16 protein-coding genes are annotated in these 18,680 nt (G+C 62.0%); 7 read left to right on the top strand and 9 right to left on the bottom strand.

From position 1 onward, the window contains the following. Nucleotides 1–2 precede the first annotated feature (2 nt). The 3 genes from WBQ96_RS14885 to WBQ96_RS14875 form a co-directional block, all read right to left on the bottom strand. On the bottom strand, nt 3–1,394 hold the full coding sequence (locus WBQ96_RS14885) for an FAD-dependent oxidoreductase (protein WP_336551104.1): 1,392 nt from the start codon (nt 1,392–1,394) through the stop codon (nt 3–5). A 14-nt stretch (nt 1,395–1,408) separates the two neighbouring features. After that, complete coding sequence (locus tag WBQ96_RS14880) at nt 1,409–2,194, bottom strand: SDR family NAD(P)-dependent oxidoreductase (RefSeq protein ID WP_336551103.1); 786 nt, start codon at nt 2,192–2,194, stop codon at nt 1,409–1,411. 154 nt (nt 2,195–2,348) lie between these two features. Beyond that, a complete protein-coding gene (locus WBQ96_RS14875) occupies nt 2,349–4,376 on the bottom strand; it encodes an amidase (protein WP_336551101.1) in 2,028 nt (675 codons plus the stop codon). Between the two features lie 229 nt (nt 4,377–4,605). On the opposite strand from WBQ96_RS14875, the gene WBQ96_RS14870 reads away from it, so the two are divergent. After that, nucleotides 4,606–5,451, top strand: coding sequence for an aldo/keto reductase (locus WBQ96_RS14870; protein ID WP_336551099.1), 846 nt, complete (start codon nt 4,606–4,608; stop codon nt 5,449–5,451). Between the two features lie 14 nt (nt 5,452–5,465). Here the strand turns inward: WBQ96_RS14870 and WBQ96_RS14865 are convergent, their stop codons facing one another. The 6 genes from WBQ96_RS14865 to WBQ96_RS14840 form a co-directional block, all read right to left on the bottom strand. Continuing rightward, nucleotides 5,466–6,434 carry an ABC transporter ATP-binding protein gene (locus tag WBQ96_RS14865; RefSeq protein WP_336551098.1) on the bottom strand — a complete coding sequence of 323 codons (969 nt, stop codon included), beginning with the start codon at nt 6,432–6,434 and terminating at the stop codon, nt 5,466–5,468. After that, the gene (locus WBQ96_RS14860; protein ID WP_336551097.1) at nt 6,434–7,453 is read right to left on the bottom strand and encodes an ABC transporter ATP-binding protein; all 1,020 of its coding nucleotides are present in this window, start codon (nt 7,451–7,453) and stop codon (nt 6,434–6,436) included. The genes WBQ96_RS14865 and WBQ96_RS14860 overlap by 1 nt, the downstream gene beginning before the upstream one ends. Before the next feature lie 4 nt (nt 7,454–7,457). Continuing rightward, on the bottom strand, nt 7,458–8,654 hold the full coding sequence (locus WBQ96_RS14855; RefSeq protein WP_336551096.1) for an amidohydrolase family protein: 1,197 nt from the start codon (nt 8,652–8,654) through the stop codon (nt 7,458–7,460). A gap of 14 nt (nt 8,655–8,668) precedes the next feature. Beyond that, nucleotides 8,669–9,622, bottom strand: coding sequence for an ABC transporter permease (locus WBQ96_RS14850; protein WP_336551095.1), 954 nt, complete (start codon nt 9,620–9,622; stop codon nt 8,669–8,671). Continuing rightward, a complete protein-coding gene (locus WBQ96_RS14845) occupies nt 9,612–10,616 on the bottom strand; it encodes an ABC transporter permease (protein ID WP_336551094.1) in 1,005 nt (334 codons plus the stop codon). Before WBQ96_RS14845 ends, WBQ96_RS14850 begins: the two co-directional genes overlap by 11 nt. 97 nt (nt 10,617–10,713) lie before the next feature. Continuing rightward, a complete protein-coding gene (locus tag WBQ96_RS14840; protein ID WP_336551092.1) occupies nt 10,714–12,294 on the bottom strand; it encodes an ABC transporter substrate-binding protein in 1,581 nt (526 codons plus the stop codon). 240 nt (nt 12,295–12,534) lie between these two features. Here WBQ96_RS14840 and WBQ96_RS14835 point away from each other — a divergent pair, with 240 nt between their 5' ends. From WBQ96_RS14835 to glmU, 6 genes are all read left to right on the top strand, one after another. Further along, a complete protein-coding gene (locus WBQ96_RS14835) occupies nt 12,535–13,266 on the top strand; it encodes a GntR family transcriptional regulator (RefSeq protein WP_336551090.1) in 732 nt (243 codons plus the stop codon). Between the two features lie 144 nt (nt 13,267–13,410). After that, nucleotides 13,411–14,064, top strand: coding sequence for a flavin reductase family protein (locus WBQ96_RS14830; protein WP_336551088.1), 654 nt, complete (start codon nt 13,411–13,413; stop codon nt 14,062–14,064). Nucleotides 14,065–14,076: 12 nt separating this feature from the next. After that, entirely contained in the window at nt 14,077–15,570 is a 1,494-nt protein-coding gene (locus tag WBQ96_RS14825; protein ID WP_336551085.1) for an amidohydrolase family protein, read from the top strand. A gap of 19 nt (nt 15,571–15,589) precedes the next feature. Then, entirely contained in the window at nt 15,590–16,327 is a 738-nt protein-coding gene (locus tag WBQ96_RS14820) for an aspartate/glutamate racemase family protein (RefSeq protein WP_336551084.1), read from the top strand. Between the two features lie 115 nt (nt 16,328–16,442). After that, on the top strand, nt 16,443–17,189 hold the full coding sequence (locus tag WBQ96_RS14815) for a cytochrome c biogenesis CcdA family protein (protein WP_336551082.1): 747 nt from the start codon (nt 16,443–16,445) through the stop codon (nt 17,187–17,189). Between the two features lie 125 nt (nt 17,190–17,314). Continuing rightward, nucleotides 17,315–18,664 (top strand): bifunctional UDP-N-acetylglucosamine diphosphorylase/glucosamine-1-phosphate N-acetyltransferase GlmU, encoded by a 1,350-nt coding sequence (gene glmU / locus WBQ96_RS14810; protein ID WP_336551080.1) that lies wholly within the window; start codon nt 17,315–17,317, stop codon nt 18,662–18,664. Nucleotides 18,665–18,680: the final 16 nt, after the last annotated feature.

Below are 18,680 nucleotides of genomic sequence, written 5' to 3'. Positions count from 1 at the left end.
TTTCACCCGAGATAGGCGCCCTGTGCGAGCAGTTCGCGGCGAATGTCCGCATAGTCGACATGGCGAGGCGTGCCGCGATTTCCGATCGACAGGGCTGCCGCGATGCCGGCCGCTTGGCCAAGCGCAAAGCATGGAGGCATCACGCGGATCGCACTGAGCGCTTCGTGCGTCGCCGATACGGCCCGGCCCGAGACAAGCAGCCCGTCGTGGCGCCTCGGCACCATTACCCGGTAGGGGATCTGGTAGACATTGGCGGTCGGCAATGCCTCGGCGGTGCCGCCGCCTGAGCCAGCTGGGTCATGAATGTCGAGCGGATATCCGCAGAGTGCCACCACATCATCGAAGGCGCGTCCGCTGCGCAGGTCATCCAGCGTCAACTCGTAATCGCCCTCGATGCGGCGCGTCTCACGCACGCCGATCTGCGTTGCGGTGTCGCGCAGCTCTGCGTTCTCGAAGCCCGGCAGCTCCTCGCGGAAGAAGCGCAACAGTGCCATCGTCTGCTCGCGGCCCTGCATCTCGGCTTTCGTCAGGTCGCCAGCGTCGGCACCGTTGAGCTTGAGCACGCGGCCCGTATTGATGCGCCACACACCGGGCTCCATCGTCTTGTAGAGCCCGATGCCGCGCCGTGGCGCAGGGAAGCGGCCCGCGGCGGTCGCCGCAGCGACTATCGAGGCATAGGGGCGGAAGTCGTCGGGATGTGCTGCGACATAGGCCTCGACGATGGCATCGTCCACATTCTGGACCCGGAAGAACAGCGTCTGCGGCTGTGCGAGGCCGTCGCTGTCGCGGCCGTGACGGGTGTGGACGCCGGCGTAATGAGCAACGTCCCCGTCGGCCGAGCAATCGACGACGATACGCGCCCGCGCTGCGCGAAGACCGCCCTTTCCGGCGCAGACGACGCCCAGCACGCGCGGGTTGGCGATATCGGGATCATCGACGATCGCATCGACCACCATCGTGTGGAGCAGCAGGTCGACGCCGGCCTCCACGCACATGCGCTGCGCGACGATCTTCGCGGCCTCGGGCTCGAAAGGGGTTACCTTGTCGTGGCCGTAGACGATGAAGCCGCTATACGGCGAACCGGCGGGCACCTTGCTCGGATGCATGGCGCCCCCGACTTCTATCATGTTCTGCACGAATTCCTCGAAGACACCGCGGATGAGCTGCTCCGACCCGTCGAGCGAGTAGGACGTCATGCATGGGCCAACAAGTCCGGCGGTGAGATTGCCGCCAAGAAAGCCGTAGCGCTCGATCAGCCGCACCCGCACCCCGAGACGCGCCGCAGCGATGGCTGCGGAAATTCCCGAGGGGCCACCGCCGATGACCAGCACATCGACTTCATCGAGTTCCGGGATATGCGACGAATAGGCGTATGTGCGTTCGGTCTGCAGCATCGTCGTCTCCAGGGTCAGCGGAACATCGATCCGCCATCGACGTCGAGGGCGGAGCCATAGGTGAAGCTCGCGGCGTCGGAGCAAAGGAACATGATGGCGGCCGCCATGTCGGTCGGTTTTCCCATGCGCCGCATCGGGAGGTTGGCTGCGATACGGTCCTTCAGCGCCTGGTCGATATGCGAATGCATCGGCGAATCGGTCGGGCCCGGGTTCAGCGCGTTGATCCGCACTTTCTTGCCGGCCAGTTCACGCGCCATCGATTTCACCAGCGACAGGGTTCCGGCTTTTGACGCTGCATATGCGGTATCGGCGATCAGCCCGCCGCCGCCGCAGACGCCCGCGTCGGACGCAACGCAGACGATGTTGCCGCCTTGCGGATTTTCGAGGAAGCGTTTCACGCCGGCCTGTACGGTGAAGAACGTGCCCAGCAGGTTCACGCCGAGCACGCGCTCCCAGTGGGCCCAGTCCTGTTCGAATATCCGCTTTGCGGTGATGACTGCGGCGCATGTCACCACATTGTCGAGACGCTCCAGCTTCTCGTCGCAATAGGCAAATGCCTTCGAGATGCTGTCGGGATTGCCGACATCGACGGTCACCGCATGGATTTTCGCGCCACTGTCGCGCAGCGTCCCGGCGTGCTGCTCGAGCCCCTTGGTGTCGCGGTCGCACATGATGACCTCGGCGCCTTTGGAAGCGAATGCGCGTGCGGTTTCGAGCCCCATGCCGCTGGCTGCACCGGTAATCAGTACGGACCGACCGGCGAAGGCGTCGTTGGCGAATGTGGCGTAGTTATCAGTCATATCCACTCCATTGATGTCGGGAAGGGCCTGCCGTGCACGTCGAGGCGACGTCATCATATGATGATTAACTTAGCTGCTAAGTTGCGTAGTTGTAAAGTGGAGCCACCTTTATCACGTGTAATCTCTGAACCGGAATGCCGGCGAAAACAGTCGGTCACTCGATACCGCCGGTCACGGCAAAGGTGCCGGCCACGCGTCCGTCCTGGAGGCGCATAATCGCGGTCACGATCGAGCCGTAGGAACCCCGCCAAACGCTGTGGACGGCTTTGTGTGTGTCAGATGACACGAGTGCTCGTCCGCTGAAGCTTGCGCCGATTCGCTGCATTTCGACCGGTTCTCCGTTGATGTGAACCTTCACGCTGGCCGTGCCGGTTTCGATCTCGCCGTCCGAATGCGCGTCGAGCGTGATGATTATCTCGTCCTGGTTGCCCGTATGGCGTGTCTCGGCGCGAAGCATGATGACTAGCGTCTGAGCTTCGACGTCATCGAGTGTCGCCCGGCTGGGAAAAATGTCGTCGGCGAGTTCCGGCGTCCGCGGCGGACGGGTCCGGCGTGAGCTTGATCGCTCGAAGTCCCCGGCAATCCGAAGCAGCCTCGTGTCGTCATAGGCCTTGCCCGCGAATGTAAGGCCGACCGGCATGCCGATATCGGCCATCGTACCCATCGGAACGGTGACGGTGGGAATGCCGAGATGCCGCGGCACGAGGTTTCCGTTGGCGACCCAGGTTCCGTTGCGCCAGGCGAGGGCCGCGGAAGCCTCGTTCACGTCCGCGTCGGCTGGTCCGACGTCGGCAGCGGCAGGAAAAACCACCGCGTCCAGTCCCTGGTCATCGAGCCAGTCCTCGAAATCGATGCGCCGTGTTGCTTCCAGACCCTTCAGTCCGAGGTCCAACCCGGGGATGTTCTCGAACGGCGTAACGCCGAGCTTTGCCCTGTCGACATAGTCGGCGAGATCGAAGTCGTCGCCATAGCGGTCCGGCAGCGTGCCGGGCGGCTGCGGAAATATCTTCGCGCCATCGACAGAGGCCAGACTCGGAATCGCAGGGTCGGCATTCGCCCGCAAAAAGTCGTCCCACGCCCAGATGCACAGGTCCCAGATTTCCCGCTCGGCGAATTCTTCGGGAACCAGGCCGCGATCCACCATGGATTTCGTGCCGGGCCGATCGCGCTCGTAGTTGGAGATGACGGGAAAGTCGACTTCCACCACGGTTGCACCGAGCCGCCTCAGATCCGCAGCGGCCTGTTCCCACAAGTCGAGTACAGAGGCGCGTGTCTCGATCGGAGCGTCGGCGTCGTTGTCTCGACCGATATACATGCGCGGCACGCCCAGCCGCACGCCTTGCAATGACCCTTCCAGTTTGAGATCGGTATAACGTTGAGGGCGCGCGGCTGAACTGAGTGGCAAGTCGACCCATGGCTGCGCCCGCCAGAAATCGCCTCTGGTCGTATGATCGTCCTCGACAATCACGTCGAGTAACTCCAGCATATCCGGCATGCTTCGCGTGTGCGGAACAACCACGTCCATTGTCGGAACGAGCGGCCAGTTGCCGCGCACCGAAATGATGCCTCTCGACGGCGTATAAGCCACCAGTGCGTTATTGGACGCCGGCGCGCGGCCGGAAGACCATGTTTCCTCACCCAGTCCGAATGCCGCAAAGCTTGCCGCCGTCGCAGTGCCAGAACCGTTGGACGAACCGGACGCGAAGGCCGCCGTCAGATAGTCGGCATTGTAGGGGCTTTCCGCCCGCCCATAGACGCCGCGCTGCATTCCGCCATTTGCCATGGGCGGCATGTTGGTCAGCCCGATAAGGACGGCTCCGCCCGCCCGCAGTCGCTCGATGGTGAAAGCGTCCTCGGTTGCGACCAGATGTTCGAACGCAGGCGAACCGGCCGCTACCGTCAGGCCCGCGACCTTGTAACTGTCCTTCGCGGTGTACGGGATGCCATCCAGCGGCCCAAGCGTGATGCCGCCTTTGCGACGCAGATCGGACGCGGCAGCTTCCGCGAACATATCGGGGTTGAGGACAGGAACGGCGTTGAGGGCGATGCCATGCCGGTCAAAACAGGCGATCCGCCGCAGATAGGCGCCGACCAGTTCCACACTGGTTACGGTCCCGGCATCGAGCGCCTGCCTGAGTTGTTCGATGGTCGCTTCAACGATGTGGAGACCGTTATGCGTCATGCGGGTTTTTCCAAAGTTCTGTGGGCAGCCGGTAATCGCCGGGAAAACTGGATCCGATAAATGATTTTGCTCAATCCTGCGGGCGGATATGACGATACTCTGAACATCGACGGGCGTTTCGTATAGCCACGAACGGGAAAAGCAGTGGCCATTGGCACCGAGGTTTCTGCATTTCACCGGTCAAAATGGTACGAGCGCCAAACCACTATCGAGAAAATTGGAGATCGCCATGTCAGCCAATATTCCCACGACTGCTTTGCCTTCCGGCGAGCTGGTTCCAGTGCTCGGGCAGGGCACGTGGTTCATGGGCGAGGATCGCCGCAAATCCGGGCAGGAAGCCGATGCGCTCAGGCTTGGCATCGATCTTGGCATGACCTTGATCGACACGGCTGAAATGTATGCCGGCGGCGGTGCCGAAGAGGTTGTCGGGGAAGCGATCGAGGGCCGGCGCGATGAGGTGTTCCTGGTGAGCAAGGTGCTTCCCTCGAACGCTTCGCGGCAGGGAACGATTCTCGCCTGCGAACGCAGCCTCAAGCGGCTTCGCTCCGAAACCATCGACCTCTATTTGCTCCATTGGCGCGGCAGCTACGCGCTCGAAGAGACCGTTGCTGCATTCGACGATCTCATCCGGGCAGGGAAGATCCGAAGCTGGGGCGTCAGCAATTTCGACACCGACGACACGGAGGAAATCGTCGCGCTGTCCGGGGGCGACAAGGTCGCCAGCAACCAGATCCTGTACAATCTCGCGCGGCGCGGGCCGGAATTCGATCTGATGCCGTGGTGCGGTTCGCGAAACATTCCGCTCATGGCCTACTCGCCGATCGAGCAGGGGCGGTTGCTTCGAAACGCGACGCTTGCCGAGGTCGCGAAGGAATGCGGTGCGACGCCGGCGGCCGTGGCGCTTGCCTGGGTGCTGAGCCATGACGGCGTCATCGCAATTCCGAAATCCAGCAATCCCGATCATCTACGCGACAACAGGAAAGCCGCCGATCTCAAGCTGACGGTGGAACAATTGGCAAGGCTGGACCGGGCTTTCCCGGCGCCTCGACGCAAGACCGCGCTCGAGATGCTGTAGAGTTTTTCAGTCAATCACGGCTCGGCGTGATGGCAGCGGACGTAGGTGGCCTCAAGCAGCTGCGGTTCCGGGACGGTCGTGCGGCAAAGCTCCGTCGCCAGCATGCAGCGCGGATGGTAGCTGCATCCTGTCGGCGGATCGATAGGGCTCGGTAGGTCTACCACCGCAGGAACGCGGTCGCGGTTCGGTCTTTCAAGGTCCGGCACGGTGTCGAGCAGGAAGCGCGTGTAAGGGTGCTTCGGCCGCTCGAACAGGTCGTCAGTCGCGGCCTCTTCGACAATGCGCCCGAGATACATCACTGCAACGCGGTCAGAGACGTGGCGAACCGCTGCCAGGTTGTGGCTTATGAACAGATAAGTCAGTCCAAGTTCCCGCTGCAAATCCTTGAGAAGATTGAGAATCTGCGCCTGGACGGACACGTCGAGTGCCGAGGTTGGCTCATCGCAGATCAGGAATTCCGGTTCTGCGGAAAGCGCGCGGGCGATCGAGATGCGCTGGCGTTGTCCGCCGGAGAATTCGTGCGGATAGCGCGCGGCGTCCCGCCAGGACAGGCCGACGATCTCCAGCAATTCCCGCACCCGCATATCGGTCTCGCCACCGGCTCGGCGCAATCCGAGGTGGCGGATCGGCTCGGCGATGATGTCGCCGACGCGCCAGCGTGGGTTCAGGCTGGCATACGGGTCCTGAAATATCATCTGCGTCCGCACGCTGCCGTCGCTGCCGCTCCCTGTCGCAAAGGAAAGACTGCCGCGCGTTGGCTGATAGAGCCCGACGACCAGCCGCGCCAGTGTCGACTTCCCGCAGCCGGATTCGCCGACGATCGAAAAGGTGGTGCCGCGCGGGATGGCGAAGCTCAGGCCATCGACTGCCTTCAGCGTGCGCTCAGGCTTGCGCAGAACGGTTCGGTCGAACCATGACGGCGAGACGTCGAAATGGCAGGCGATGTCTTCCACACGCAGTGTCGGTTGTCCGAGCGCACCCATCACGCTGCCTCCACTGCTTCGGCCAAAGCCAGCTTCCAGCAGGCGACCGAACCTCGCCCACTCGGCAAGAGCTTGGGCAGATCGCTGCGGCAGCGCGCATCCGCGATTTCACAGCGTGGATTGAAGGCGCAGCCCGCAGGCATGGAATTGAGACGCGGCATTGCGCCATCGATCTGGGCAAGCCGTTCGTGACGGGCTGCAAGGCTCGGAATCGAGCCGATCAGGCCGCGGGTGTAGGGATGCTGCGGCCGCTTGATTAGGTCCTCGACCGGTCCGATTTCGACAATGCGTCCCGCATACATCACCGCCACGCGATCGGCGGTTTCGGCGATCACGCCCATGTCGTGGGTCACGAGCATGATGGCCGTGCCGCGTTCCCGGCAGATTCGCTTGAGCAACGCCGTGATCTGCGCCTGGATCGAAACATCGAGCGCCGTCGTCGGCTCGTCGGCAACGACGAGTTCCGGCTCGGCGGCGAGAGCAAGCGCGATCACGACACGCTGCCGCATCCCGCCGGAAAACTGGTGCGGGTACTGACCGACACGAAGCTCGGGCGAGGGAATGCCGACTTCGTTCAGGAGGTCGATGGCGCGCCTTGCCGCTTCCGTCCGTGACAGCGGAAGGTGGCAGCGGATCGTTTCCACAAGCTGGTCGCCCACGGTGAGGAGCGGGTTCAGCGATGTGAGCGGGTCTTGAAAGATCGCGCCGATGGTCTTGCCGCGCAGTGCCATCAATTGCCGCCGCGGCAGATTGTCGATGCGTTTGCCGCTGACATGGATCTCGCCGCCGGCGATCCTGCCCGGCGGCTCGAGAAGGCCGATCACGGCAGCACCGGTCAGGGATTTCCCTGCGCCGGATTCGCCAACGACACCGAGTATCTCGCCGCGCCTGATCGACAGGCTGACACCGCGAATTGCCGTCAACACGCCGCGCCGCGTCGGAAATTCAACGCGCAGATCGCGAATGCTGAGAACCGGCGGGTCGAGCGGGGGCTCGTTTGGCGCAAACGCGGCGTTCATGGGATCACTCCGTCTCGAACAAGGCAGCACCCTCGCGGGCGACGACTTTTCCGCGTTTCATCACCAAGGGGCGCGAGCGGCGCGAAACGACTGCCTCGGCCAATGTCTCTCCTTCGATCAATACGAGATCGGCGGCATCCCCAACGGCAAGCCCGTAGTCCTGGCGGCCCATGACGGCAGCACCACCGGTGGTGACCACCTCGACGGCACGGCGGATTTCGTCGTCACGGTCGAGATCGTTGCGCATGCCGAGGAAGATCGCACGCTCCAGCATGTCGGCATTGCCATAGGGGCTCCAGCAATCGCGTATACCGTCCGAGCCGGAGCAGACCGTGATTCCGGCATCCAGCGTGCGGATCAGAGGCGGGCAGGGATAGCCGGCCGGTCCCGTCGTCATGATCGCGATGCCTGCGTCGGCCAAGTCGTCGAGCAGATTGCCGATGGCGAGGTAATCATTGTGACCGAGACAGAAGGCATGGCTGACGGTGACCTTGCCGGCCATTGCATGGGCGCGCGTGCGGTCGATTATGAGGCGCATCGTAAAAGCGCCAAGCTCACCCAATTCGTGCAAATGGATGTCGATCGGCTTTCCGTGCTTTTCGGCAAGCGCGAAGACCACATCGAGATGGCCTTTCGGATCGAGGTCCACCGAGCAGGGATCGAGCCCGCCGACGACCTCGGCGCCGAGGCTCAACGCCTCATCCATCAGTTCCTTCGTTCCCTGGCGGATAAGCATGCCGGATTGCGGGAAGGCTACGATCTCGAGGTCGATCACGTCGGCATATTTTTCGCGGGTCGCCATGACACCGAGCACGCCGTTCAGGCCGTGCTCGGTATCGATGTCGACATGGCTGCGGATATGGGTCGTGCCATGCGCTACCGAGAGCGCGACCTGGCGCGCCGATTGGCGCGCCGGGTCGAGGCCGAGCCGAGCCTTCGAGTTGCGCTCATTGGTGATTTTGTCGATCAGCGTGGAGCCGACGTTGTTGTGGTTCCAGGGCATGCCGAACAATGTCTTGTCGAGATGGGTATGTGCCTCGACAAAACCCGGCAGGACGATCGCCCCTTTTCCATCGATCGTTTCGACGTCGGCAGGGGACGTGGTTGAAGTGGTGTCAGCGATGCGCCCATCGGCGATCGTCAGGTCAATTGCGGTTTCGCCCCAAGGCCGCACATTTTTCAGGATCAGTGTTTCACTCATTTTTGGCCTCTTGCTCAGCGGAGTTTCGGATTGAGGGCGTCGCGCAGCCAGTCGCCGAGAAGGTTGACGGCGAGGATGATCAGGCTGAGTTGCAGCGCCGGGAACAGCACGACCCACCAGCTTCCGGAAAAGAAATACTGGTTGCCGATGCGGATCAGGGTGCCGAGCGAGGGCTGGGTTACCGGCATGCCGACACCGAGAAAGGAGAGAGTGGCTTCCGCCAGGATGGCGAGGCCGAGGTTGAGCGTTGCCGTCACCAGCACGGCGGTCATGACATTGGGCAAGATGTGCGTCAGCATGATGCGGAGCGGCGGCAGCCGCAGGATGCGGGCCGCCAGCACATATTCCTTGCGCGCTTCCACCATGGTCGAGGCGCGCACGATACGGGCGTACTGAACCCATGACGTTATGGCGATCGACGTGGTCAGGATGACCGGCGTGAAGGCGTCCCGCATCGAAACGGGCAGGAGTTCGCGGAAGATCGCGCTGACCAGGATGGCGACGAGCAGCGTCGGTATCGAGAGCACGAGATCGCCGATTCGCATCAGCAGATTGTCGATGCGGCCACCGACATAGCCCGAAGTCAGCCCGACCACGATGCCGATCATCACCGACACGATAACGCTGGCAAAGCCGATCATCAGCGAAATGCGCGAGCCGTAGAGAATAGCCGAAAAGATGTCGCGGCCTTGCACGTCGGTGCCGAGCAGGTATGGCGCTTGGCCCTCAGCGGTCCAGATCGGCGGGAGTTCTGCCTTGTCGAGGTAGAGCTGCGTCAGGTCGTAGGGATCCTGCGGCGAGAGCAACGGTGCGGCGATGGCGGTCAGTGCAATGACGAGCAGCACGATCGCCGAAATGACCGCCGAAGGCGTTCGTAGAAAGCCATAGACCAGATCACCGTCGAGAAAGGCCTTCAGGCGGGCCAAACGAGGCACAGTCGGCATCTTCGCTGTCTGCTCAACGGACATTTGCGCCTCCTGCCGTCCCCGTCCCCGTCCCCGTCTGCCGCAGGCGCGGATCGACGGCGAGGTAGATGAAATCGACGATGGTGTTGAGCGTGATGAAGATGACGGAAACGATCATCAGATATGCCGCCATGACGGGGATATCGATGAACATCACCGCCTGTACGAACAGCAATCCCATGCCGGGCCATTGGAACACGGTCTCTGTCACCAAAGCGAAGGCAATGAGGTCGCCGATCAGCATGCCGGTCATCGTCACCACCGGCATCATGCAGTTCCTTAATGCGTGGCGGAAATGCACGATGCGATCGGGAAGGCCCCGGGCGCGCGCGAATTTGACATAGTCGGTTCGCAGCACCTCCAGCATTTCTGCGGTAACCAGGCGCATGATGAAGGAGATCTGGAACAGCGCCAGTGATATCGCCGGCATTATGAGTGCCAGCCTTCCCGACGGCGTGAGCAGGCCGGTGGACCATGTGCCGAACTGCACGACTTCGCCGCGGCCAAAGGCCGGGAGCCAGCCGAGCTGCACTGAAAACACCAGGATCAGAACGATGCCGATGACGAAGGCCGGCACCGAAACGCCGACCATGGAAATCATGCGGACAATGCGCGCCGCCGGGTTCTTCGGATTGATCGCGGCAAATACGCCGAGCGGCACGCCAATCGCCAGAGCCAGCACGGTCGAAACCATGACAAGCTCGAAAGTCGCTGGAAAGCGTTCGGCGATAAGCGACATGACTTCACGCTGGTTGCGAAACGAGATGCCGAAATCGCCCTGCACCGCGCGGATGACGAAGGAGAAGAACTGCATGACGACGGGTTGGTCGAGACCGAGGCGAAGCCGCAGCGCGACGCGTTCTTCCTGGCTTGCCTGCGCGTTGAGCATGAGCTGGACCGGGTCGCCCAGAAACTGGAAGATCATGAAGGCGATGAAGGCGACGACAAGCATGACAAGCGCTGCATTGCCGATGCGTTTGACGATGATGGCGAGCATGTCTGCCGTCTCCTGACGGGTTTCAATGAGGCCTGGAGCCAGGCTGACGCCTGGCTGATTTCGTCCGGCCCGGAGTGCCCGGGCCGGAGGTGGAAGATCACTTCATCTTGGTCAGCCAATGGCGTGGCTTGTTGTCGGTCAGCTGGATGAGGCTTTCCACTTTCGAACCGGTCGCCCATGCCATTGGCTGCTGGTGCAGCGGCAGGAAGGCCACGTCGTCCTTGATCTTGGTCAGTGCCTCGCTCTGGAAATCTAGGCGCTTTTCGCGGTCGAGTTCCTTGCCGGCGGCATCGATCAGAGCGTCGACCTCCGGATATTTCCATCCGCCCCAGTTGAACACGCCGGAGGTGCCCGTCTTGGAATGCACGACCTGCACGAGGATCGAATAGCTGTCGATCATCGGCTCGTTGGCCCAGCCAAGTATGCCGACATCGAACTTGCCGCTTTCGAATTTCGCCGTCTGCAGGCTGGTCGGTGCAACGTCGAGCGTCGCCTTCAGCCCGACGCGGGCCCACATCGACGAGACCGCCTGGCAGATCTCCTCCTCATTGACGTAGCCGTCGTTCTCGCAAACGAAGGAGAAGGTAAAGCCGTTGGGATATCCCGCCTCAGCCAGAAGCTTCTTGGCTGCATCCGGGTCATAGGGCAGGCGCGAATCCAGCGCTTCGACATAGCCGGGAATGGCGGGTGCAACCATCGACCCGGTGTTACGCGACAGGCCGCGCATCACCTTCTTCTGCAGGGCGTCGATATCGATCGACTGGTACATCGCCTGGCGAACCTTGATGTCGTTCATCGGGTTCTTGTCGGTGATGTCGGATGCGATCGTCTTGTCGGTCCGGTTGAAGACGAAGAAGACGGTCCGTAACTCATTGCTCGCCAGCACCTTGATGTCTGACGAAGCCTGCAGGCGGGGAATGTCCTGGAGGGGCGCTGAATTGGTGAAGTCGATCTCGCCCGACAGAAGGGCTGCAACACGCGTGGCAGCCGATGTGATCGGGGTGAAGACGATCTTGTCGATGTTGTGCCGCGGCTTGTCCCACCAGGCTTTGTTGACCTCAAATACGGTCTCTGCGTCGGGCTTGCGCGACACGACCTTGAACGGGCCGGTGCCGTTGGCGTGGGCGGTCGCATAGCCTTCGACGCCCTTGCCGACATCCGTCGGAGCCTCCGCCTTGTTGGCGACCAGCCATTCCTTGTCGAAGATGACGATGTTGGTGAGGTCGTTGAGCAGTAGCGGGTAGTTCGGCGTGGTGGTGATCTCGACCGTGAAGTCGTCGATCTTCTTGGCGCTCTGGTAAGCCGGCAGATTGCCGCGCAGAGGCGAGGCGGGATCGCTGACGCGCGTCAGCGAAGCAAGAACGTCGTCGGCCGTGAATGGCGCGCCGTCATGGAAAGTAACGCCTTGGCGCAGATGAAAGCGCCAGAGGGTCGGAGACACGACTTCCCACGACGTGGCGAGCGCCGGCGCAATCTGCAGATTGTCGTCGTAGCGCACCAGTCCTTCATAGACATGGTTGAGCACGGCGATGGTGAAGGTGTCTCCGTAGGAATACGGGTCGAGCGAGACGACGTCGCGCTGGGCGCCCCACTTGAGAACATTTTCGGCGGCTGCCGAGAATGTGGTGAGCGTTAGCGCCGCGATGCAGGCAACAGACGTCTTCAAGAACGATTTCATTGCAGCCTCTCCATTTGTTTTTACCAAATCTGAATTTGCCGTCCAGATAGGCGTTCCCGTGGGTTGCACTTAATTTGAGCGTGTTGTGATTATTTTTTATGCAATCTGTATCCACTTGATAAACAATAGTGTATACTGTTTAATGGCGCAAGAGAAAACATTTGGCATCGATCGTGTACGCAGATTGGGAACACGCCATGGTTGACACAGGCACCGGGTATTCGGATAAATCGCTGCACCATGACCTCACAGGAAATCACGCCGACCAAACGCGCGAGCCGCGCCGGCAATCTCGCAGAAGGCGTCTATCAGGCGCTGAGACGGGCAATCATCGAGCAGGCGATCGCGCCGGGCACGAAGCTGCCGGAGGATTCGGTCGGGGAGAGTTTCGGCGTCAGCCGCACGGTCGTGCGCAGCGTGCTCGCCCGCTTGACCGTGGAAGGCCTCGTTTCACAGCAGCCCAACAAGCGGGCGACGGTGGCCTCGCCGAGCCTTGCAGAGGCGCGCGGCGTCTTTCAGGTGCGGCGCAGCCTGGAGCGGACGGTGATCGAGACGCTGGCCGGACGCATGACGCCCGCCATGACGGAAAAATTGCGGTCGCATGTCGCGGCGGAAGAGCGGGCGCAGGGGCGCGACGGACCGGAATCGATACGGCTCGCCGGCGAATTCCATACGCTGCTTGCGGATATGACGGGCAACGAGCTTCTCATTCGCTATGTCGCGGAAGTTGCATCGCGCTGTTCGCTGATCCTTGCCCTTTACGGCCGACCGCATTCATCGGAGTGCGCGGTCAACGAACATCAGATGATCATCGACGCGCTTGTGCGTGGCGACGAGGAAACCGGCGTCAGGATTATGGACGAGCACCTGACCGCCGTCGCGACACGGGGTCTCCTCGATCTGAAGCCGGCGCGCGAGCGCGACCTGAAAGACTTGCTGGCGGATTATCGGCCGCTCGCAGCGAAGAGCTAAGCCGGCACCTTTCCCGACAAACTGACGAGTGGCGCGCAAAGGCTGCCGCCGCTGCCATTCCGCTCATATTCGACATCCGCACATGCGCTTTGCCGGCGCGTGGGCGTTGCGATTTTCTGTCTCAACTTTCCTGAAAGCACGCTCATGACCAACAAGACCAGTTTCGACTTCGAACGAATGTCCGAACGCGAGAAGTACAAGCTTCTGATCGGCTCGGTGGTGCCACGCCCAATCGCGCTGGTGACGACCGTTGATCTGAACGGGCGCATCAACGCCGCTCCCATCAGCTTTTTCAACTGCCTGTCGGCCGAACCCGCGATTCTTGCGCTCGGCGTGGAAAACCACGACGACCTGTCCTTCAAGGATACTGCCTGGAATGTGCGCACGACCGGCGTCTTCACGGTCAACATCGTCTCGAGCGCGATGCTCGACGCCATGAATGTCTGCGCTGTGCCGTTCTCATCGGATATCGACGAACTTGCCGAAGCAGGCCTGACCGCCGTTCCCGGATCGAAGATCGCAGCGCCCCGCATCGCGGAATCGCCTGCCGCCTTCGAATGCCGCACCTATGTGACGCTGGGCGTCGGCAATTCGCGTGAGGTCATTCTTGGTGAGATCGTCGCGGCCCATATCCGCTCCGACGTCGTCAATTCTCGGCTGCATGTCGACCCCGTCGGGCTGGACGCGATCGGCCGGATGGGCGGTCACGGTTATGCGCTTTCCCGCGAGACGTTCGACCTGCCGACCATGAGCGTCGCGCAATGGGAAGAACGCAAGCGTAAGCCCGCAGCTGAGTAGGGAACGACGATCATGAGCGAAGGCAAGCGCACACTGATGACCGCCGCCTGGGTGGTGGGCCACGAAGAAGGCCGCCATACGTTGCTGCCCGGCGGGGAAGTAGTCTACCAGGACGGCGCAATACTCTTTGTCGGCCACGATTTCCCCGGGGATGTGGACGAGCGGATCGACTATGGGCAGGCCCTGATCGCTCCGGGTTTCATCGATCTCGATGCCTTGTCCGATCTCGATACGACTGTTCTGTCTTTCGACAACCATCCATCGTGGCGCAAGGGCCGCGTCTGGCCGAAATCCTATATGGAAGCCGGCCCCTATGAAATGTATTCGCCCGATGAACTGGTGTTTCAGAAGCGCCATGCCTTCGCGCGCCTTATCCGCAACGGCGTGACGACCGCTCTGCCGATTGCCTCACTCTATTATCGCCAATGGGGTGAAACGGTGGAGGAGTTCGAAGGAGCGGCTGAAGCTGCCGCCGACCTCGGCCTGCGCGTCTATCTGGGCCCCGCCTATCGCACCGGCAATCCCGTCGTCGTGGAGGAGAACAAGTTCGAACTCTTCTTCGACGAGCCGCGCGGACTGAAGGGGCTGGACGACGCGATTTCGTTCTGTGAGCGGCTGGAAGGCCGGTATGCTGGCCTTGTCCGCACCATGCTTGCACCGGACCGTATCGAGACCTGCACTGCCGACCTGCTGAGACGCACCGCCGCCGCCGGAAAAGACCTTGGCTTGCCCGTACGTTTGCATTGCTGCCAGGGCGGCTTCGAGCGCGAGACCGTGCGGCGGATGCATGGCATGACCTCCATCGAATGGCTGAAGAGCCTGGATTTCCTGACCGAGAAGACCCTTCTGCCGCACGGCACCTTCGTCAGCCCGTCCCGCTTTGTGCCGGAGCCGGGACGCGATCTCGAAATCATCGCCGAGGCCGGCTCGGTCATCGTGCATTGCCCGCTGGTTGCAGCACGCTTCGGTGACGGGCTTGAAAGTTTCAGCAGTTACCGCGAGCGCGGCCTTCGCATCGGGCTTGGCACGGACACGTCGCCTCCCGATATGCTGCTCAACATGCAGATCGGCCTGATGATCTGCCGTTTTGTCGAGGGGAAAGCCGAGGCATGCCGCGCCGAAGACTATTTCGATGCCGCCACCCTGGGCGGAGCAGACGCTCTGGGCAGACCCGATCTCGGCCGGCTCGCACCCGGATGCCGCGCCGACATGGTGGTTTGGGATTTGGCAAACCCTGATATCGGTCAGATCATCGACCCGATCCAGACCCTGATGATTTCAGGTTCTGGACGCGATGCCCGAACCGTCATCATCGACGGTCGAACGGTCATGTGCGACCGGCAGATTCCGGGGATGGATTTCGCTGCCGACGCCATGCGGGCGCAACGCCAGTTCGAAGGGCTGGTCGCAAAATATCCCGACCGAACCTGGGCTCACCCTGCGGCTGAGGAAATCTTTTCGTCGGCTTACCGTATCGTCCAATCAACCGATGCAGCGCAAGGCTGAGCGCAGAAGGGCACTTTCCATGCGTATTCTTGTCGTCAATCCCAACACCACCGAGAGCATGACCGCGACGATCGCCGTTGCTGCGCGGGGTGCCGCGTCCCGCGAAAGCGAGATCGTTGCCGTCACGTCGCGCATGGGGCCGGTTTCGATTGAGGGATATTACGATGAGGCGCTGGCCGTTCCCGGAATGCTGGCAGAAATCGCTTCGGGAGAACGTAACGGAGCAGATGCTGCAATCATCGCCTGCTTCGACGATACCGGCCTGGATGCCGCGCGAGCCATGGCAAACATGCCGGTGATCGGCATATGCGAGGCCGCGCTTGTCACCGCTGCCTTTCTGGCCCCGCGCTTCTCTGTCGTGACCACGCTTGAGCGTTCGCGCATTCCGATCGAGAATCTGGTGCAGCGATATGGAATGGCAGGTAGGGTGCGCGTGCGTGCTGCCGATATCCCTGTTCTTTCGCTGGAGGATCCGGCCTCCGGGGCAAAGGCGAAGCTGGCGCATGAAATTCGCCGGGCGCTCGACGAGGACCGCGCCGAAGCTATCGTTCTGGGATGCGCCGGCATGGCGGACCTGGCACGAGCATTCCAGGCCGAGTTCGGCGTGCCTGTGATCGACGGGGTCAGTGCTGCCGTCAAGCAAGCCGAGGCGCTCATCTCGCTGGGGCTCAAGACCAGTAAGCGCGGCGCCTATGCCCGCCCGGTCATCAAGCCTTATGTTGGTGCTCTGAGTTCTTTTGCGCCACAAGCCCTCTAGTCTGCTAGTTTTCCGTTCGTAAGGTCCCGAGGCGACGATCTGCCACGCAGTCGTGATTGGAGCCCACGCCTTCCGGCGGCTATATGCAGCGCAAACCTAATTGTTGCGGGGAATAATGGCGTTGGATGTCGGCTATCTGAGTGCGATCGGGGCAGGGGCGCTTTCGTTCCTGTCGCCCTGCGTGCTGCCGCTGGTGCCGCCTTACCTTTGCTATATGGCCGGCGTTTCGGTCGACGATTTTCGTGCCGAGGGTGGAAAGGTTGCCAAGTCCGCAACCCGAAACGCGCTTCTGATAACGTCGATAGCCTTCGTCCTGGGATTTTCCACCGTGTTCGTGGCGCTCGGCGCCGGCGCTTCGACGATCGGCCGGCTCCTGCGCGTCTGGCAGGAACCTCTGGCGATGGCGGCCGGCGTGCTCATCATCCTGATGGGGCTCAACTTCCTCGGCATCCTGAAAATCCCGTTCCTGTCGCGGGAAGCGCGCTTCCAGTCGGAAGGCAAGCCCGCCAGCACGGTCGCTGCCTATGCCATGGGGCTCGCTTTCGCTTTCGGCTGGACGCCTTGCATCGGGCCGGTGCTCGGGCCGATCCTGACGCTTGCCGGCGGCCGCGAAACGGTCAGCGAAGGCGCGCTGCTGCTGGCGGCCTATTCGCTCGGGCTCGGCATTCCCTTCCTGCTGGCCGCTTTTTTTTCGGGCGCTTTCATGCACTTTCTCGGCAAATTCCGCGTGCATCTTGGCCGCGTCGAGAAAGTCATCGGCGCGCTTCTGGTGTTGGCCGGCGTGTTTTTCCTCACCGGCGGGATCCAGAACGCTTCCTACTGGCTTCTGGAAACCTTTCCGACGCTCGGCAAGCTGGGCTGACGACGTATCGGCCGTTGCAGACCGGCTGTAATTCTGCCGACGCATCGAATTTCAGCCGCATTGGAGCAGGAAGGAAGCAGTGCTAGAACTGCGACGAATCTTCCTGTTTCTTTCCGGAAATCGCCATGACCGCTAGATCCTGCCTGTCGATCATCCTTGCCGCCGGCGAGGGCACGCGCATGAAAAGCGCCTCGCCCAAGGTGCTTCACAAGATAGCCGGCCTGCCGATGGTCGCCCATGTCGCCAACGCGGCAAAGGCTGCCGGCGCCGGCGATCTCGCTCTGGTCGTCGGCTTCGGGGCCGAGCAGATGCGGGAGGCCGCAGCCTCCTTCGCGCCGGGCAACGAGACCTTCGTGCAGGAAGAACGGCTCGGTACGGCCCACGCCGTGCTTGCCGCGCGCAAGGCGATCGCGCGCGGCTATGACGATATCCTTGTGCTGTTCGGCGATACGCCACTGCTGGAGGCGGATTCGCTTTCTGCCGCACGGACGAAACTCGGGGAAGGCGCTGCCGTCGTCGTGATCGGCTTTCGCCCGCCCAACCCTTCCGGCTATGGCCGCCTGATCGAAAAGAACGGCAAGCTTGTCGCGATCCGGGAAGACAAGGATTGCAGCGACGAAGAGCGCAAGATCGGTTTCTGCAATGCCGGCATCATGGCCATTTCGGGTGCGCACGCGCTGAAACTGCTCGACGCCGTCGGCAACAAGAATGCCAAAGGCGAGTATTACCTCACCGACATCGTGGAAATCGCCGACGCTGCCGGCCTGGCAGTGACGGCGACCGAAGCGAGTTTCGAAAGCGTTCTCGGCATCAACAATCGCGCCGAACTCGCCGAGGCAGAAAGCATCTGGCAGAAGCGCAAGCGCCGCGAGATGATGCTCTCTGGCGTGACCATGATTGCGCCCGAAACCGTCTTCTTCTCGCACGATACGGAAATCGGTGCGGAAACCATCATCGAGCCGAGTGTCTTTTTCGGTCCCGGCGTGAAGGTTGCGTCAAACGCCAAGATCCACGCCTTCAGCCACATCGAAGGGGCTCTTATCGGTCCCAGCGCCGATGTCGGGCCGTTCGCGCGACTGAGGCCGGGTGCCGATCTTAGGGAAAAGGCCAAGGTCGGCAATTTCTGCGAGGTCAAGAAGGCAACCATCGAGGCCGGCGCGAAGGTCAATCACCTCACCTATATCGGCGATGCCCGCGTCGGGCAGGGCGCCAATATCGGGGCCGGCACCATCACCTGCAATTATGACGGCTACTCGAAATTCTTTACCGATATCGGCCCGGGTGCGTTCATCGGCTCGAACACGTCGCTCGTCGCGCCGATCACCATCGGCGAGCGCGCCTATGTCGCCTCCGGCAGCGTCATCACCGAGAACGTGCCGGCGGACGCACTGGCCTTCGGGCGCGCGCGGCAAAAGACCCTGCCGGACAAGGCACGCGAATTGCGCGAACGCCGCGCCAATGCAGCGAAAAAGTAACCCGGAACGGTTATTC

The organism is Mesorhizobium sp. CCNWLY176 (assembly GCF_037153935.1).
GTDB lineage: Bacteria > Pseudomonadota > Alphaproteobacteria > Rhizobiales > Rhizobiaceae > Mesorhizobium_M > Mesorhizobium_M zhangyense.
This window is presented reverse-complemented; position numbering and strand designations above follow the sequence as displayed.

Coding starts and splice junctions, on each gene's coding strand:
- WBQ96_RS14815 (WP_336551082.1), top strand. CDS start 16,443: ATGGCGTTGGATGTCGGCTATCTGAGTGCGATCGGGGCAGGGGCGCTT.
- WBQ96_RS14835 (WP_336551090.1), top strand. CDS start 12,535: ATGACCTCACAGGAAATCACGCCGACCAAACGCGCGAGCCGCGCCGGC.
- WBQ96_RS14870 (WP_336551099.1), top strand. CDS start 4,606: ATGTCAGCCAATATTCCCACGACTGCTTTGCCTTCCGGCGAGCTGGTT.
- WBQ96_RS14865 (WP_336551098.1), bottom strand. CDS start 6,434: ATGGGTGCGCTCGGACAACCGACACTGCGTGTGGAAGACATCGCCTGC.
- WBQ96_RS14885 (WP_336551104.1), bottom strand. CDS start 1,394: ATGCTGCAGACCGAACGCACATACGCCTATTCGTCGCATATCCCGGAA.
- WBQ96_RS14875 (WP_336551101.1), bottom strand. CDS start 4,376: ATGACGCATAACGGTCTCCACATCGTTGAAGCGACCATCGAACAACTC.
- WBQ96_RS14880 (WP_336551103.1), bottom strand. CDS start 2,194: ATGACTGATAACTACGCCACATTCGCCAACGACGCCTTCGCCGGTCGG.
- WBQ96_RS14845 (WP_336551094.1), bottom strand. CDS start 10,616: ATGCTCGCCATCATCGTCAAACGCATCGGCAATGCAGCGCTTGTCATG.
- WBQ96_RS14855 (WP_336551096.1), bottom strand. CDS start 8,654: ATGAGTGAAACACTGATCCTGAAAAATGTGCGGCCTTGGGGCGAAACC.
- WBQ96_RS14860 (WP_336551097.1), bottom strand. CDS start 7,453: ATGAACGCCGCGTTTGCGCCAAACGAGCCCCCGCTCGACCCGCCGGTT.
- glmU (WP_336551080.1), top strand. CDS start 17,315: ATGACCGCTAGATCCTGCCTGTCGATCATCCTTGCCGCCGGCGAGGGC.
- WBQ96_RS14825 (WP_336551085.1), top strand. CDS start 14,077: ATGAGCGAAGGCAAGCGCACACTGATGACCGCCGCCTGGGTGGTGGGC.
- WBQ96_RS14850 (WP_336551095.1), bottom strand. CDS start 9,622: ATGTCCGTTGAGCAGACAGCGAAGATGCCGACTGTGCCTCGTTTGGCC.
- WBQ96_RS14820 (WP_336551084.1), top strand. CDS start 15,590: ATGCGTATTCTTGTCGTCAATCCCAACACCACCGAGAGCATGACCGCG.
- WBQ96_RS14840 (WP_336551092.1), bottom strand. CDS start 12,294: ATGAAATCGTTCTTGAAGACGTCTGTTGCCTGCATCGCGGCGCTAACG.
- WBQ96_RS14830 (WP_336551088.1), top strand. CDS start 13,411: ATGACCAACAAGACCAGTTTCGACTTCGAACGAATGTCCGAACGCGAG.